Source organism: Marinobacter denitrificans (genome assembly GCF_008795955.1).
GTDB lineage: Bacteria > Pseudomonadota > Gammaproteobacteria > Pseudomonadales > Oleiphilaceae > Marinobacter > Marinobacter denitrificans.
On sequence record NZ_VMHN01000001.1, the window covers coordinates 23,211 to 39,926 of the forward strand.

A 16,716-nucleotide genomic window follows, 5' to 3' on the forward strand; every position below is an offset into this window, starting at 1 on the left:
TGATTAACCCCCAAAGTCATCCAGCATGATGTTTTCATCTTCCACGCCCAGATCCTTCAGCATCTTGATGCAGGAGGCGTTCATGATAGGGGGCCCACACATGTAGTACTCGCAGTCTTCTGGAGCCGGATGGTCCTTCAGATAGTTTTCGTAGAGCACGTTGTGGATGAAGCCTGTCGGGCCTTCCCAGTTGTCTTCGGGCAGTGCATCAGAGAGTGCCACGTGCCACTCGAAGTTTTCGTTCTCTTCCTGCAGCCCGTCGAAATCTTCGACATAGAACATCTCCCGAACGCTTCGAGCACCGTACCAGAAGCTGATCTTGCGCTTGGAGTTCAGTCGCTTGAGCTGATCGAAGATGTGCGAACGCATCGGCGCCATACCGGCACCACCCCCGATGAAGACCATTTCAGCGTCTGTCTTCTTGGCGAAGAACTCACCGAACGGCCCCATCACGGTGACCTTGTCACCCGGCTTCAGATTGAACACATAGCTCGACATGATGCCCGGATTGTGGTCTGTTCCGGGAGGCGGCGTGGCAATACGGATATTGAACTTGAGAACACCCTTCTCTTCCGGGTAGTTCGCCATGGAATAGGCCCGTATGGTCTCTTCCTTGTTGATAGCCTTATAGCGCCAGATGTTGTGCTTGTCCCAGTCTTCGTGGAACTCTTCCTCAATATCGAAATCCTTGAAGTCGATCTCATAAGGAGGGCACTCAAGCTGGACGTAGCCGCCAGCCCGGAAATCCACTTCTTCGCCTTCCGGGAGCTTCAGTACCAGCTCCTTGATGAAGGTGGCCACGTTGTGATTGGAAACCACCTCGCATTCCCACTTCTTGACGCCGAAGAACTCCTCCGGCACCTCAACCTTCATGTCCTGCTTGACGGGCACCTGACACGAGAGGCGCCAGCCTTCTTTCTCTTCGCGATTGGTGAAGTGCGTTTTTTCTGTTGGCAGCATCGCACCGCCACCTTCCAGAACCTTGCACTTGCACTGGGCACAGGTGCCACCGCCACCGCAGGCAGAAGACAGGAAAATGCCGTTATTTGCCAGAGTACCAAGCAGCTTGCTACCAGCTTCCGTTTTCAGCGTGTGCTCTGGGTCATCGTTGACTTCGATGGTCACATCACCGGTGCTTACCAGCCTGGACCGTGCCGCGAGGATGACCGCGACAAGGGCCAGTACGATAACGGTGAACATGACCACGCCGAGAATAATTTCTGTATTCATGGTCTCGCCTTTTCGTTAAACCGACTCACCGGATTGGTTACAGTGAAATGCCTGAGAATGACATAAAGCCCAGGGACATCAGACCAACCGTAATGAAGGTGATACCCAGGCCACGCAAGCCCTCGGGAACGTCGCTGTACTTGAGCTTCTCACGGATACCTGCCAATGCCAGTATCGCCAGGGCCCAGCCAACACCGGCGCCAAACCCGTACACCACGCTTTCGCTGAAGGTGTAGTCGCGCTCTACCATGAACAGTGACGCACCAAGGATGGCGCAGTTCACTGTGATCAATGGCAGGAACACGCCGAGCGCCGCGTACAGCGCCGGAATGTACTTATCCAGGATCATTTCCATGATCTGGATAAGCGCGGCGATAACCCCGATATACGTAAGCAGGCCCAAGAAGCTCAGGTCAACGTTCGGCAAACCTGCCCAGTCCAGCGCACCTTCCCTGAGGATAGTGTTGTAGAGCAGGTTGTTCACCGGCACCGTGATCGTCAGGACCACGACAACAGCGATACCAAGCCCGGCGGCTGCCTCAATCTTCTTGGAGATCGCCAGGAAGGTACACATACCCAGGAAGAAGGCCAGCGCCATATTTTCAACAAAAATGGCCTTCAGGATCAGACTGATATAATGCTCCATCAGAAGGCCTCCTTAACCGTGTGGCGGGACATCTTGTAATCAGGCTCTTCCACCTGTTCTGGCTTCCAGACCCTCAGGCCCCAGATAGCCAGACCAATGATGAAGAACGCGCTCGGCGGCAACAGCAGCAGGCCATTTGGAATGTACCAGCCACCCTCGTTCACCACCGGCATCAGGGACACGCCAAACAACGAGCCCGCACCCAGCAGTTCGCGGAAGAACGCCACGAAGATCAGCATTACCGAATAGCCCAGGCCATTACCAACGCCATCCAGGAAGCTCAGCCAGGGGCCGTTCTTCATGGCGAAGCCTTCTGCACGGCCCATAACGATACAGTTGGTGATGATCAGACCAACGAATACCGACAGCTGTTTGCTGATTTCGTAGGCATACGCCTTGAGCACCTGATCCACCACGATAACCAGCGATGCGATGATGGTCATCTGGACGATGATGCGGATGCTGCCGGGAATCTGCATGCGAACCAGCGACACTGCCAGGTTCGAAAACGCCGTTACCGCGATAACCGCCGCGCACATGACCAGGGTCACATTCATGCTGGTGGTCACCGCCAACGCAGAACAGATACCCAGTATCTGCAGTGCAATGGGGTTGTTACTGAAAATCGGTTCGAAGAGAACCTGTTTGGCTGAAGCGTCTGCCATGATCAGACCTCCCCTTCACGAAGTTTTTTCAGGTACGGTGCGAAGCCCCGGTCACCCATCCAGTAATTGACCAGATTTTCCACACCACGGCTCGTCAGGGTCGCACCAGAGAGAGCGTCCACCTTGTGTTCCTTGTCGGGAGCGTTGGAACTTACACCACCCTTGACCAGGCGAATCTGCGGCTCTTCCCGCTCTTCGCCGTAGACTTCCTTGCCCACCCACTGGCTCTTCCAGCGGGGGTTGTCCACTTCGCCACCAAGGCCTGGTGTCTCAGCATGATCATAAAACCCCAGACCTTCAATGGTATTGGCATCGCCTTCCAGCGAGACGAATCCGTAAAGCGTCGACCACAGACCATAGCCATGAATCGGAAGCACCACACGAACCAGTTCGCCTTCTTCTTCAAGGGTAAATACCTTGGCGACGTTCGGACGGCGTTTGATGCCTGCCTTGTCAGCGGCCGACAGGATGTTGGTTGACATCTCCGGATCAGACGACGCTTTGTACATGTCGTACTTCATTGGGTCTTCAACACCGACGGATGACGGTTCCACGTATTCACCGGTATCAAGATCGACCAGACGAACACTGAAACGGGAGAAGGCTTCTTCAATCTCCTCTGCGCTGGCACCCGGTTCCAGCATGCCAGCAGCGGCGAGCATGTTCGAGCGGATGTCCAGGTTCTGGTTCTTGACCTGCGCCGGACGGAGCATTACTGCGGCAGTAGAAACCACTACCGAGAAGGCAATACTCAGCACCAGTGCAACCATCAGCGTTCTGGAGACAGTTTCTTTAGCTTTAGCCACGTGCGAGCCTCCGTTTGATGTTGGCCTGAACCACATAGTGATCCATCAGCGGTGCAAAGAGGTTGGCAAACAGGATTGCCAGCATGATTCCTTCCGGGAAGGCCGGGTTGATCACGCGGATGAGCACAGTCATTACGCCTACCAGGATACCGAAGCACCAACGCCCGGTATTGGTCATGGCCGCAGACACAGGGTCCGTTGCCATGAACATCATACCGAAGGCAAAACCGCCCATAACAAGATGCCAGTGTGCCGGCACATCAAACATCGGGTTGGTCTCAGAGCCGATAACATTCAGCAGCAGCGACATACCGATCATGCCGATCATCACACCCCCGACTATGCGGTAGGAGGCGATCTTCATCACCAGCAGGATAATGCCACCAAACAGCACCGCGAGCGTTGAGGTTTCGCCCATGGAACCCTGGATGGAGCCCATGAAGGCTGACATCCAGCCAATCTGGGTTTCCAGTGCTTCAAGGCCACCGCTGGCCGCCCAGCTCAGGGCCGTGGCGCCACTGAATCCGTCGACGGCTGTCCATACAGTGTCGCCGGAAATCTGCGCCGGATAAGCGAAGTACAGAAAGGCACGGCCGGTCAGGGCCGGGTTCAGGAAGTTCTTGCCGGTACCACCAAACACTTCCTTGCCGATAACCACACCGAAGGTGATGCCCAGGGCTACCTGCCATAGCGGAATGGTAGGAGGACAGATCAGTGCGAACAGCACAGAGGTAACAAAGAAGCCTTCGTTCACTTCATGACGGCGGACGGTCGCGAACAACACTTCCCAGAAACCACCCACCACGAAGGTGACAAAGTAAATGGGCACGAAGTACGCCATGCCATATACGAAGTTATCCCAGATGCTGGCAGCGTTGTTGCCCGCCAGGGCGCTTATAAAAGCGGTACGCAAGCCCCCGTCACCCATCAGGGCGTCCGGATTCTCAGCCAGGAAGCTGTTGGCCTGGAAGCCGATGTTCCACATACCGAAGAACATCGCCGGGAAGGTACACAACCACACCGTGATCATGATGCGTTTCAGGTCGACGCCGTCACGTACATGAGAGGTGGTGGAAGTCACCGAGCCGGGAGTGTAAAAAATAGTATCGACGGCCTCGTACAGCGCATACCAGCGCTCGTACTTGCCACCTTTTTCAAAGTGGTGCTCTATGCCATCGAGAAACTGTCGGATTGCCATCTGTTAGCCCTCGATCTCGATTCGGGTCAGGTTCTCACGGAGAATCGGACCGTATTCGTATTTACCCGGGCACACGAAAGTGCACAGCGCCAGATCTTCTTCATCCAGTTCCAATGCACCCAGTTTCTGTGCCATCTCGGTGTCACCAACGATCAGCGAACGCAGCAGTTGCGTTGGCAGAATGTCCAGAGGCATCACCTGCTCATACGCACCCACCGGCACCATGGCCCGCTCGCTGCCATTGGTGGAGGTGGTGAAATTAAACAGCTTGTTCCCTGCCAGTTTTGACAGGTAGATGTTCAGAACCGAGAACTTGTTCGGACCCGGAGACAACCAACCCATGAACTCGCGCTTGTAGCCTTCCTCCAGAACCGAGATCTGATTGGCAAAGCGACCGAGATAGGCACAGGGCCCGTCGCCACGACGACCACCAAACACGGAACCGGAAATTGTGCGAACCTCGCAGTCTGTGGCAATTTCACCGTCCAGAAGTTCCGTCAGGCTGGCACCGATGCGGGTGCGAAGCAGGCGCGGCTTCAGTGCCTTTGGCCCGCCAACGGCGACAATACGCTCCACCGGCAGCTCTCCGGTTTCAAACAGTCTGGCGAGGTCGATAACGTCCTGGTAACCAATACTCCAGACCACCTTGTCTCCTGCGATCGGATCAAGATAATGGATATGGGTACCAACATTGCCCGCCGGGTGAACACCGTCGAACTGCTGAACTTCAACACTGTCATCAGAAGGAACCGGGACGGCGGAGCCGGGTTTACCGGTGACAAACACCTTGCCGTTCGTCAGTTTGGCGAGAATCTTCAGGCCCTGTTCAAACGCAGCACTGTTTTCACGGATGATAACGGTGGGATCCGCCGCCAGGGGGTTGGTGTCCATCACCGATACGAAGATGGAGTGCGGCGCCGAGTCGATCGCGGGCACTTTGCTGTACGGACGGGTTTTGAAGGTGGTCCACAGACCGGATTCTACCAGGTTGTCGACAACCTGCTGGCGTTCAAGGCCAGCAATATCGGAGGCGTTGTAGCGCGCAAAGGTTTCAGCGTCGTCGCCATCAATTTCAATGACAACAGACTGGAACACGCGGCGCTCACCGCGGTTAATTTCCTTGACCACACCGGCTGCCGGTGAGGTATAACGAACGCCCTCGGTCTTCTTGTCCGTAAACAGCAGCGTACCGCGCTTTACACGGTCCCCTTCTTTCACAACCATCGTCGGCTTCATGCCGATGTAGTCAAAACCGATCAATGCCACGTGGCGAACGGGTTTGCCGTCAGTAATGGTCTGTTCAGGAGCGCCGCTGATGGGAAGATCCAGGCCTTTTTTGATCTTGATCATTAGCCTCATCCAATCATCAGAAACTGTTCGATGGATTGTAACGCCCGACGCCTGCGGCCCAGGTGTGCAATCCGGCTTCCGCCGGACGGCGATGCCAGAGCAACGAATACACCGGCGTCGTTACATGCCAGGCATCCTGTTACAGATAGCGATGGGAAGCGGGTGTCAGACGTACCCAAAATCGCGCCAATTATAGAGATTAAGGAATACTATTTCCACCAGAAACCCTGTGGAGTTTGTGCCTGAACGTAACCACACAATGGTTTATCGATTTCCAAAAAGAAACCCCGACCACAAAAATGGCCGGGGTTTCTTGTGTCACAAAGGCTGTCAGGCGTTGATCAGCCCCTGGCCCGCTTCGGGAAGATCGGATAGGTGACACCAGCCATCTGGTTAACCACGCGGATTACCTGGGCGCTGTAGCCGGCCTCGTTGTCGTACCATACGTAGAGGATCAGGCGCTTGCCATTGGCGATAGTCGCCTGGGCATCCACAATACCGGCGTGGCGGGAGCCGACAAAATCGGTAGAGACCACCTCCGGCGAATTGACGAAGTCAATCTGCTTCTGCAACTCCGAGTGCAGGGCCATGTCGCGAAGGTAGTCATTAACCCCTTCAACCGTGACTTCCTTTGCCAAATTCAGATTAAGGATGGCCATGGAGACGTTCGGAGTCGGCACGCGAATCGCATTGCCGGACAGCTTGCCCTTGAGCTCCGGCAGTGCCTTGGCAACAGCCTTGGCGGCACCCGTCTCGGTAATTACCATGTTCAGAGGCGCACTGCGGCCGCGACGGCTGCCCTTGTGATAGTTGTCGATCAGGTTCTGGTCGTTGGTGTAGGAGTGAACCGTTTCGACGTGGCCGTCTTCAATTCCGTATTCGTCTACGATCGCCTTGAGCACCGGCGTAATAGCGTTGGTGGTACAGGAGGCAGCGGAAAGAATGCGATCCTCGTCGGTTATCCAGTCATTATTGATACCATGAACAATGTTCTTGATATCGCCCTTGCCCGGCGCTGTGAGCATGACCCGACTAACGCCCTTTGACTTCAGGTGCAGACCAAGACCGGCTTCGTCACGCCATATGCCGGTGTTGTCGATGACAATGGCGTTATTAATACCGTATTGGGTGTAGTCCACCTGGTCCGGACCCGGAGAGTAAATTACCTTGATGAAGTTGCCGTTCGCGATCAGCGCTGAATTCTCTTCATCCACGGTGATGGTGCCATTGAAGGGCCCGTGGACAGAATCGCGACGCAACAGGCTGGCGCGTTTCTCGAGGTCATTGGCCGCACCACCCTGGCGAACAACAATGGCACGCAGCCGAAGGTTGTTACCACCACCGGCCTTTTCGATCAGGATGCGGGCCAGAAGACGACCGATACGACCGAAACCATAGAGAACCACGTCCTTGGTGTCGTTTTCAGCATCCTCTTCCGACTGTGTCTGATACTGGCCTACGATGGGCCCGATTTCGCGCTTGAGAAAATCCTCAAGGGAGCCACCCTCTTCCTTGAACTTCACTGCGAGCTTGCCGATATCAACATGCCCGCGCCCCAGATCCATCTTGTCCATTGCCTGCAGAATGGGAAGGGTGTTGTGAACCGACAATTCGCTATCCTCAACCTGACGCACAAAGCGGTGCGCGCGGATGATATCGATAACCGACTGGTTGATGACGGCGCGACCATAAACGGATGTAACCACATTGTTTTTGCGGTAGAGGCGGCCGATCAGCGGAATCATGGCTTCCGCAGTGGATTCTCTTTCAGTCCAGTTAGACAGGTGCTGGTTGATCTGTTCGTGACTCACGCTTGAACCTCTGCAGTTGGAACCTGGAAAATAGGGCGCACATTATCCAACGTTATGGGACAGACAGCAAATACAGACCCCCACTTCGCACGTAAGAGTATGTCCCCACTTTCATGACAGCGCTATCTCTGGCCGGTAGAATACGCGCCTCGCCGTTTTCCGGCCCGTCACTCTCAGCCGTCACTCTCAGGAGAACCAAAACGATCATGAGCCAAGGTGCCTCCCATTCCGACCGACCTGCCGTGCTGGTGGCGCCCCCTGCCCCACATAAGGCAGCGGATCATAGAACCTGGGGCCAGTTACACGGCAGCAGCGACGCTCTGGCAATCTGCGAGACCGCACGGGCCCATGCAGGGCTGACTCTGGTCATCACCCGCAGTACTGACGAAGCCATCCGCCTGGAGCAGGCCATGCGCTTCTATCTGGGACTGCCAGCCGACGAAGACCTGGCAGCCATTACACCTGACGGGCTGGAAGTACTGTCCCTGCCGGACTGGGAAACCCTGCCATACGACTTGTTCTCCCCGCACCAGGACATTACATCGCGGCGCATCCGGGCCCTGCACCGGCTACCCAGCACCAGCCATGGCGTATTGGTGGTGCCTGCCCGCACGCTGATGCACCGGCTACCGCCAGTCAGTTACCTGCAGGGCAACACCCTGCTGCTGGAAGTCGGGCAGTCACTGGACATCGACACCTGGCGTATGCAACTGGAAGCCGCCGGCTACCGGCATGCCGAAAACGTCTATGAACACGGCGAGTACGCAGTGCGCGGCGCCATTCTTGACATATTCCCTATGGGCGCAACCCGGCCCTACCGGATTGACCTGTTTGATGACGAAATTGAAACCCTGCGCACCTTTGACCCCGAAACCCAGCGTTCCATCGATCGGATCGATAAGATCGAACTGCTGCCAGCCAACGAGTTTCCCTGGCACAAGGAGGCCCGCTCCGGGTTTCGGAACCGCTGGTTCGAGCAGTTTCCTCATGCCGACAAGGACTCACCGATTTACCAGGATGTAACCCACGGCATCACCCCGCCGGGGATTGAATACTACCTGCCGTTGTTCTTCGAGCAGACCGCTACCCTGTTCGACTACCTGCCCGGAGAAACCGTGGTGTTTACTGCCTCAGGCCTTCATGAGGCGGCAGAACACTTCGACGCCGATACCCGTGACCGCCATGAGGAACGTCGCCATGACCGGATGCGGCCGATCCTCCCTCCGGCTCAGCTGTTCCTGCAGCAAGATGAATTGTTCGGGCAACTCAAGCATTTCCCGCGGATAACGCTAACCGCGGAAACCACAGATTCCGCAGGTGGCAGTAATTGCCACACCGAGGTACTGCCCGATGTTTCGATGGACGGCCGTGCGGCCGACCCCGCTGCCCGCCTCAAACGGTTTATCAATGAGTTCCAGGGCAGGATACTGATTTGCGCGGAGTCTTCCGGTCGCCGCGAAGCCCTGATTGAAAACCTGGCTGATCACGGGATCCAGGTAGCCGCAATGGACAGCTGGCGCGCGTTCAACGATAACCCGGACTGCGCCCTTGGCATTACCGTGGCACCAATGGAGTACGGACTGGTTCTGCCAGAGCAGGGCATCGCCCTGGTCACGGAAACAGCGCTATTCGGGGAGCGGGTATTGCAGCGCCGACGGCGTGAAAAGCCCACCGAAGCTGACGACTCCGGGTACCGCGACCTCTCTGAACTTCGAATCGGCGCCCCGGTGGTGCATATCGACCATGGTGTTGGCCGCTACCAGGGCCTGGAAACCATCACCGTCGAAGGAGAAGCCAGCGAATTTCTGATGCTGGAATACGCGGGTGGCTCGAAACTCTACGTGCCCGTGTCCAGCCTGCACCTGATTTCCAGGTACACCGGCTCCGACACCGATCACGCCCCCCTGCACAAACTGGGCACGGATCGCTGGAGCAACGCAAAACAGAAAGCGCTGGAGAAAATACGCGACACCGCAGCCGAGCTGCTGGATGTCTACGCCCGCCGGGAAGCACGCAAGGGTTTTTCGTTCGAGGACCCGAAGGAAGCCTACCGCGCATTCGCTGCCGGCTTCCCGTTCGAGGAAACGCCCGACCAACAGGCGGCCATCGAAGCAGTTTTCGAAGACATGATCAGCGAAAAGCCCATGGACAGACTGGTCTGTGGCGATGTCGGTTTCGGCAAGACCGAGGTGGCCATGCGCGCGGCCTTTATGGCCACCTACTCCGGCAAGCAGGTCGCAGTGCTGGTACCCACCACCCTGCTGGCGCAACAGCACTATGAATCGTTCCGGGATCGGTTTTCAGATACCGCGGTCAACGTTGAGTTGCTCAGCCGGTTCCGCAGCGGCAGCCAGACCAGCAAAGCCCTGGCCGCCATCGAAGCGGGCAAGGCAGACATTGTGATCGGCACTCACAAACTGCTTCAGGGCGATATCCGCTTCAAAAACCTGGGGCTGGTCATCATCGACGAGGAGCACCGCTTCGGTGTGCAACAGAAAGAACGCCTGAAAGCACTGCGGGCCGAAGTCGACATGCTCAACCTGACGGCAACCCCGATCCCCAGAACACTCAACATGGCCATGGGGCACCTGAGGGACCTGTCGATCATCGCCACCCCTCCGGCCCGCCGCCTTTCGGTAAAAACCTTTGTCCGTCAGCGGGACGAAGCCATGGTCAAAGAAGCCATCCTGCGGGAAGTGCTCCGGGGCGGTCAGGTGTATTTCCTGCACAACGATGTAGCCACCATCGAGAAAACCGCTGAAGACCTGCGGCGCCTGATCCCCGAAGCCCGCGTGGGTGTCGCCCACGGCCAGATGCGGGAGCGGGAACTGGAACAGATCATGTCGGACTTCTACCACAAGCGCTTCAACGTGCTGGTGTGCACTACCATCATTGAAACCGGCATCGACATCCCCAGCGCCAACACCATTATCATTGAGCGCGCAGACAAGTTCGGCCTTGCCCAGCTACACCAGTTGCGGGGCCGGGTAGGCCGCTCCCACCACCAGGCCTATGCTTACCTGCTCACACCACCGCCCCGCTCCATCACAGCGGATGCAAAAAAACGCCTGGAAGCCATCTCCGAAGCACAGGACCTCGGCGCCGGGTTTATGCTGGCCACCCACGACCTGGAGATTCGCGGCGCCGGCGAACTGCTGGGCGAAGAACAGAGCGGCCAGATCGAAAGCATCGGCTTTACTCTTTACATGCAGCTACTGGACGAAGCGGTGCAGGCCATACGGGAAGGAAGAACCCCGAATGCGGAACTGCCACTGAGTCATGGCACCGAAATGAACCTGCGGATACCGGCATTGATTCCCGATGACTACCTGCCCGACGTTCATAATCGACTGATGCTGTATAAACGAATTGCCAGCGTGAGTGACAAGGACGGATTAAAAGAACTTCAGGTTGAGATGATAGACCGCTTCGGATTATTACCGGAGCCGGCAAAAAATCTGATTCGCCAGTCGGAACTGCGAATCCAGGCAGAAGCCCTGGGGATCGTGAAAGTGGACGCCGGCAAGGAATGGGCGAGGCTGGAGTTTGGCAGCTCAACACCTGTGGATCCGCTGGTGCTGGTTAAAAAAGTGCAATCCGCCCCGGACCAGTATCGCCTTGAAGGAGCCAACAGTTTTCGTTTCCGGCTGAACGACACCTCAACCAGTGGTAAACTCGACGGCATTTCAAACATGTTGGGCCAGCTGGCTTGATAATGCCCCCCGGCTCAGAGGCCTGAGATGAAAAACAGCAACATTGGAGCAAAGCACTTGCGAACGCCCGGTAACTTATCGCCTGGAAAGTCCACCTTCATTTTTGTGGTTGCGCTGGCCCTGTCGTCCCTGGCATCCGCCCAGCAGCCTTCCCAACAGACCGACACGGCAGAAGCCCGTAAAGACTACTATCGTGCCGAGTTCGTGATCCTGGAGCGCAAGGTTGACCCGGACAGCATCAATGAGCGAATGGCCAGCCGCATCCCGGAGCCGCCCAACCCGGAGCTTACCGAAATCCTGCGCGCAGTGGACGGCAACGGTACGGTGGAAACCACACGGGACCTGGTTCCGCGTAGCGAACTTCATCTCAACTCAGCGGCCAGTCGACTGGAGAACAGCGGCAAATACCGGGTTCTGCTTGCCACCGGCTGGTACCAGTCCTTTCCGCCCGATTTCGAGGGTGAACCACTGCGGGTCGCTATCGGCGACTGGCTCGCCGATGCCGGGCACCGCGATGTGGAAGGCCAGATCACCGTTGACCGGCAGCGCTACCTGCATGTCAATGTGCAGCTGAACCACTGGCAGCCTAAGCCCTCCACAGAAGAAGTAGTCAATCTGACGGGTAACGGCCCGGAGGAGAATCAGCCCTCTGAGACCGGTGAAGATGGTGCTATCGAGGCAGATAATGTCAGTGAAACTGCGGCCGTCCCGGAAGAGGTGGCGATTTCCGGCGCAAACTGGCCGCGGGCGGAACTACTGACCTGGATTCGCGAAACCCGCCGCATGCGCAGCGAGGAAGTTCATTTCCTGGACTCCCCCACCATCGGCGTACTTGTATTCTTCAAGAAAATTGATGGGTAAGCGCACCCAGCTCGCTCATTGACACTTCGAGGATCCGCTTGACGCCAGACATCCCATGGTCGATAGCGGTCTCGATTTCCGCCATGGTAATGATGTGGTCGGATTTCCCTGCGGCATGATTCACCACCAGTGCCAGGCAGACATAGTTCATTTTCAGTTCGGCCGCCAGCGCGGCCTCGGGCATACCCGTCATACCCACCAGATCACAGCCGTCACGCTCCAGTCGCACTACTTCAGCCGCCGTCTCCAGTCGTGGCCCCTGGGTGGCGCCGTAAACACCAAAATCGGAAAACGGCAGGTTCTGGTCCCGGGCAGCAGCAATCAGCAGCTCACGGGCCTTTTGCGTATAAGGCCAGGTGAAATCAATATGGGTGGTCTCATCCAGTTCACCCTCAAAAAAGGTACTCGCCCTGCCCCAGGTGTAATCAATAATCTGGTCGGGGATCACGATATGCGCCGGGCCCATCTCCGGATGAATGCCACCCACGGCATTGACGCCCACAACAGTGCGAACACCGGCGTCATGGAGCGCCTGCAGGTTGGCCCGGTAATTGACCTGGTGGGGCGGAATACGATGGGGATTGCCGTGACGGGACAGGAAGACCACCGCCTGACCTGCCAGGCACCCCTCAACCAGTGCTGACGAGGGCTGCCCCCACTGTGTGTCAACAGAGCGCTCCGCCGTTATCTCCAGTCCTGAAAGGGTTGTAAGCCCGGTACCACCAATGATGCCAACCGGCGGGTTGTTCTCCGCTCCGCTCATGATCCTTCCCCTGTTGCCTCGGCGCTGTCGCCCTGTGTTTCACTGGAGCCTTCACTGCCATCCACCGGTGCACGGCTGCCGCCAGGCTCGGCACTGGAGGCTTCGCCTTCGTCACTCTTCCCTGCCTCCTCACTGGCAAGGCGCACGCCGTCCGGCAGGTGCAGTGTGCGTGTCGGGAAGGCAACCTCAGCACCATGGCCTTCAATAATGTCACTGATTTTCAACAACACATCCTGCTTGACCTCGTGAAACCGCACCCACTCAATGGTTTTGGTGAAGGTATAAACCATGATATCCAGAGAGGACGCGTTGAAGGCCAGGAAATTGACAATCAATGTCTGGTCCTGGTCGATATCCTCATGGTTCTCCAGCATGTCGCGGATTTCCGACACAATTTCGGCCATGCCACTGACATCCGCATAACGGATTCCAATGGTTTCCGAGATACGGCGGTTAAGCATTCTGGAGGGGTTTTCCACGGAAATTGTGGTAAAAACGGCATTAGGTATATACATCGGACGCTTATCGAACGTGCGGACAGTCGTGAGACGCCAGCCGATGTGTTCAACGGTACCTTCAATGTTACGATCTGGCGAACGAACCCAGTCGCCCACTTTGAAAGGCCGGTCCAGGTGGATAATAAATCCGCCGAAAAAGTTGGCCAGCAGGTCTTTCGCTGCAAAACCAACCGCAATACCACCGACACCACCGAACGCCAGCACGCCAGAAATGCTGAACCCCATCGACTGGAGCGCCGTCAGGGAAGCCGTGATGATCACTACCGCCCGGGAGAGCTTACTGATCGCATTAACCGTGGTGTAGTCCATCGGCGTCTTCATCTTGAGGGGCGAGGTCAGCATTTCCTCCCCCTGCTTGATCAGCCGGAGCAGGGTCCACACCAGCAGCACTATAAAGCCGAGCTGGAGCAGCTTATCGTTCACGGAGAATATCTCAGCGTCTGAGTAGCGATGAGCCACCTCCGCTGCCCAATACACCCCCTGCAACCAGACGAAAGCAACAACCGGCTTTCGGGCGGCATGAAGCAGTGCATCATCCCAGAGGTTGTCGGTTTTCTTGAAACGCCGTTCAATGGCACCAACAATAAAACTGGCAATATAGGCAACCACCGCGGTTCCAAGCACCAGGCCAAACACTACCAGCACCACCCGCCAGCTCTCTGACAGCAGGCCCCAATCCTGAATCCAGTTATTCACTATGGCAGGGGTTTCTTCTAGCATCGGTTCTCTCGGTTCCGTCAGTTCAGGGAAAGGTTATCGTATAAACACCGGTGTGCCCGGCTTCACCCGGCTGTACAAATCGACCACGTCCCTGTTTCTCATTCGGATACAGCCGTGGGAGCGTGGAACCCCCATGGGCTCGGAGTCCGGTGTGCCGTGAATGTATATGAAGCGACGAAAACTATCGACCCCGGGGCCCCGATTTTTGCCGGATTCCAGACCGCATAACCAGAGGATACGGGACAGTATCCAGTCCCGTTCGGGAAAATGCCCGGCCAGCTCCAGCGAATACACCTCGCCGGTTGGCCTGCGGGCGACGAAGACACTGTTCAGGGGGGCGCCACCACCGACCATGGCCCGTACATAATGCTTTCCGGTGGGGGTGCAGCCGCTGCTCTGGCGCTCACCCGGACCATTCAGAGCAGTGGAAACAACATAGGAAACTGAAGAGGTTGCGTCTTCCGTAAACAGTGTGAGCGTTTGTGTGGAAAGATCGATTTCAATTCCGGGAGTGGTCCCGGATACTCTCGCTGGCGCAAAAGGGGAAACAGAATCACTTGGCATGCGGCGTCAGGCTCCCGGCAGACGAGTCAAACCGGAAGCCTAACCGACAGAGTGCAATTCAGGCAACTGAGCTTTTATGGACAGGAGGGGCGAGCATCGCGTCCTCCGCCTGCATTCCGGCCGCGAGGAAAGGAACCAACCGGGCTGCGATTTCCTGGACTGTGGTTTCCACGCCCAGCTTATTCTGCAGGATATCCCTCAGAGCATCGCTGCTGGACATGGTGAATGCAGTGGCACCCAGCATGAACTGGATGCGCCAGTAACGATCCACCGATGACAGTTGCGGCGTAGCCTCTTTCAGCAAACGCATGAAACGACTGAAGGGCTGACTGTATTCCTGCTCTAAAAACTTGCGAAGATGCCCCTGGGACTGCGTATAAGCCAGCCCGAGCAGGCGCATGAATATGGAGATACCCTTCTCGTTGCGCTGAGGCATGCGCACGGCACTTTCTGTCAGCGCCCAGAGGGTCTGGTTCAGCGTGGGTGGTTCGCCGTCACAGCGTGCTTCAAGATCATCAAACGCCTTCTCGAGTGTTGCCGAAAAAGGTGTCAGGAAACGGGCGAACACCGCATGAATCAGAGCATTCTTGGAACCAAAATGATAATTGACAGCGGCAAGATTTACTTTAGCCTTGCTGGTAATCATCCGCAGCGAAGTTTCAGAAAACCCACGGTCAGCGAAAAGCTCTTCCGCTGCGTCAAGAATCCGGTCAACCGTATCAGACTGAGCCATTTTGTTATCAGTGCCTCTAGCAAACGTCTGTTTGAAACATACGTTTGACCGGCAATCTTGTCAAGTTCTCTGCTCCGGTTCCGCCGCCACAGAGGCCCAGCCCTTATCGATAGCCTGCTGATGACCTTCGAAGAACGCCTGTTGCGCGCGGGCATACGCCTTCTCCGCCTCAAGGAGATACACCAGATAGAGGCGAACATGCTCCCTGCGCGTCATGTTCCGCGCCAGCACCCGATGCTCCGACAGCGCCACAAGCTCACTGAAACGCGTCGCCTTGAGTGAGGGGTTGAATTCCGCCATGCGCGCGCACTGCCAAACCAGCCCTTCTTTCCCCTCCAGGTGACCGACGTGCTTTCGAGCATCCCGCAACAGTCGGCGCCGCCGCACGATCAGGTCCATATATGACGAGCGAGAGGTATACAGACGCCTGACCGTCGGCACGCCCATCAGCAGGATAATAACGAAGGCGCCGAATCCGCCACCGGCAATCCAGGCGGGCACAAAGCCGGTCATCCCGCTGAGGAAAATAACCACCGCCAGCAAGGCACTGAACAGCCAGAGATCCCGGTTCCGGCGCGCAGCGGAGAGTGTGTAGTTATCAGGCCAGTCAGGCAGTGCCAGTAATTCAAAATCCAGCAACAGGACCCGATCGCACTGCCGTAGCATCAGCCTCAGCTTACGCTGGCGGGATTCCGCCACGGTTTTTTCAATATCCGGCGAATCATCACCGGCAGCCCCCCTCTCACCAGAGTCCGCTTCCTCCGGGTCATCTTCGTGCCCGAGTCTGGGCAGCTCCTGAGCAGTAGCTGACGGTACGGCTTCTGTCGAGACTTTACCGGGCGTATCCCCCTGCCGTTCGGACACATGGGGCTGCGGATCCGCAGGGCGCCCTTTCCGTAACAGGGGCTCCTCCGGAGTACCGCTTTGCCGGACTGTGCTTTCGTTCTCTGCCATCAGGTTTCCCGTTGACTATAACCGGGCCTACACTCACAAAACCGCGCCCGTACCTGTGGTTTATCGACCACGCTTTCACATCCTTGAGCCCTGACCAGGGGGAACATGATGCCAACCCTCGCTTGGCATGGGATCATGCGACCGCTATCCTTGCCTCTCACAGTGTAGCCGGTACCGGCCGAAA

At 56.8% G+C, this 16,716-nt stretch carries 14 protein-coding genes; 2 read left to right on the plus strand and 12 right to left on the minus strand.

The window, feature by feature from the left end; translation table 11 throughout:
• Positions 1-3: 3 nt before the first annotated feature.
• From nqrF to FO268_RS00145, 7 genes are all read right to left on the minus strand, one after another.
• Complete coding sequence (nqrF, locus tag FO268_RS00115; RefSeq protein ID WP_150987812.1) at positions 4-1,230, minus strand: NADH:ubiquinone reductase (Na(+)-transporting) subunit F; 1,227 nt, start codon at positions 1,228-1,230, stop codon at positions 4-6.
• Between the two features lie 37 nt (positions 1,231-1,267).
• Positions 1,268-1,876 (minus strand): NADH:ubiquinone reductase (Na(+)-transporting) subunit E, encoded by a 609-nt coding sequence (nqrE, locus tag FO268_RS00120; protein ID WP_150987815.1) that lies wholly within the window; start codon positions 1,874-1,876, stop codon positions 1,268-1,270.
• The gene (locus FO268_RS00125) at positions 1,876-2,541 is read right to left on the minus strand and encodes an NADH:ubiquinone reductase (Na(+)-transporting) subunit D (protein ID WP_150987818.1); all 666 of its coding nucleotides are present in this window, start codon (positions 2,539-2,541) and stop codon (positions 1,876-1,878) included. Before FO268_RS00125 ends, nqrE begins: the two co-directional genes overlap by 1 nt.
• A 2-nt stretch (positions 2,542-2,543) precedes the next feature.
• On the minus strand, positions 2,544-3,347 hold the full coding sequence (locus FO268_RS00130) for a Na(+)-translocating NADH-quinone reductase subunit C (RefSeq protein WP_150987821.1): 804 nt from the start codon (positions 3,345-3,347) through the stop codon (positions 2,544-2,546).
• On the minus strand, positions 3,340-4,545 hold the full coding sequence (locus tag FO268_RS00135) for an NADH:ubiquinone reductase (Na(+)-transporting) subunit B (RefSeq protein ID WP_150987824.1): 1,206 nt from the start codon (positions 4,543-4,545) through the stop codon (positions 3,340-3,342). The genes FO268_RS00130 and FO268_RS00135 overlap by 8 nt, the downstream gene beginning before the upstream one ends.
• Positions 4,546-4,548: 3 nt before the next feature.
• Complete coding sequence (locus FO268_RS00140; RefSeq protein WP_150987827.1) at positions 4,549-5,895, minus strand: Na(+)-translocating NADH-quinone reductase subunit A; 1,347 nt, start codon at positions 5,893-5,895, stop codon at positions 4,549-4,551.
• Positions 5,896-6,236: 341 nt separating this feature from the next.
• Positions 6,237-7,706: a glyceraldehyde-3-phosphate dehydrogenase gene (locus FO268_RS00145; protein ID WP_150987830.1), complete on the minus strand. Its 1,470-nt coding sequence runs from the start codon at positions 7,704-7,706 to the stop codon at positions 6,237-6,239.
• A 206-nt stretch (positions 7,707-7,912) separates the two neighbouring features.
• Between FO268_RS00145 and mfd the strand changes: the two genes are divergently transcribed.
• Together mfd and FO268_RS00155 are read left to right on the plus strand one after the other, a co-directional pair.
• Positions 7,913-11,419 carry a transcription-repair coupling factor gene (mfd, locus tag FO268_RS00150; RefSeq protein WP_150987833.1) on the plus strand — a complete coding sequence of 1,169 codons (3,507 nt, stop codon included), beginning with the start codon at positions 7,913-7,915 and terminating at the stop codon, positions 11,417-11,419.
• A 27-nt stretch (positions 11,420-11,446) separates the two neighbouring features.
• Positions 11,447-12,280, plus strand: a complete 834-nt coding sequence (locus FO268_RS00155; RefSeq protein ID WP_150987836.1) for a CsiV family protein — start codon at positions 11,447-11,449, stop codon at positions 12,278-12,280.
• On the opposite strand, the gene FO268_RS00160 is transcribed toward FO268_RS00155, so the two are convergent.
• The 5 genes from FO268_RS00160 to FO268_RS00180 are packed head-to-tail and all read right to left on the minus strand — an operon-like array spanning position 12,261 to position 16,532.
• The gene (locus FO268_RS00160; protein ID WP_150987839.1) at positions 12,261-13,043 is read right to left on the minus strand and encodes an S-methyl-5'-thioinosine phosphorylase; all 783 of its coding nucleotides are present in this window, start codon (positions 13,041-13,043) and stop codon (positions 12,261-12,263) included. The two genes, FO268_RS00155 and FO268_RS00160, sit on opposite strands and share 20 nt — an antisense overlap.
• A complete protein-coding gene (locus FO268_RS00165) occupies positions 13,040-14,281 on the minus strand; it encodes a mechanosensitive ion channel family protein (protein ID WP_150987842.1) in 1,242 nt (413 codons plus the stop codon). Before FO268_RS00165 ends, FO268_RS00160 begins: the two co-directional genes overlap by 4 nt.
• Positions 14,282-14,314: 33 nt before the next feature.
• Positions 14,315-14,845 (minus strand): L,D-transpeptidase, encoded by a 531-nt coding sequence (locus tag FO268_RS00170; RefSeq protein WP_150987845.1) that lies wholly within the window; start codon positions 14,843-14,845, stop codon positions 14,315-14,317.
• Between the two features lie 58 nt (positions 14,846-14,903).
• Positions 14,904-15,578, minus strand: a complete 675-nt coding sequence (locus FO268_RS00175; RefSeq protein ID WP_150987848.1) for a TetR/AcrR family transcriptional regulator — start codon at positions 15,576-15,578, stop codon at positions 14,904-14,906.
• A gap of 60 nt (positions 15,579-15,638) precedes the next feature.
• Entirely contained in the window at positions 15,639-16,532 is an 894-nt protein-coding gene (locus FO268_RS00180; protein WP_150987850.1) for an MFS transporter, read from the minus strand.
• Positions 16,533-16,716: the final 184 nt, after the last annotated feature.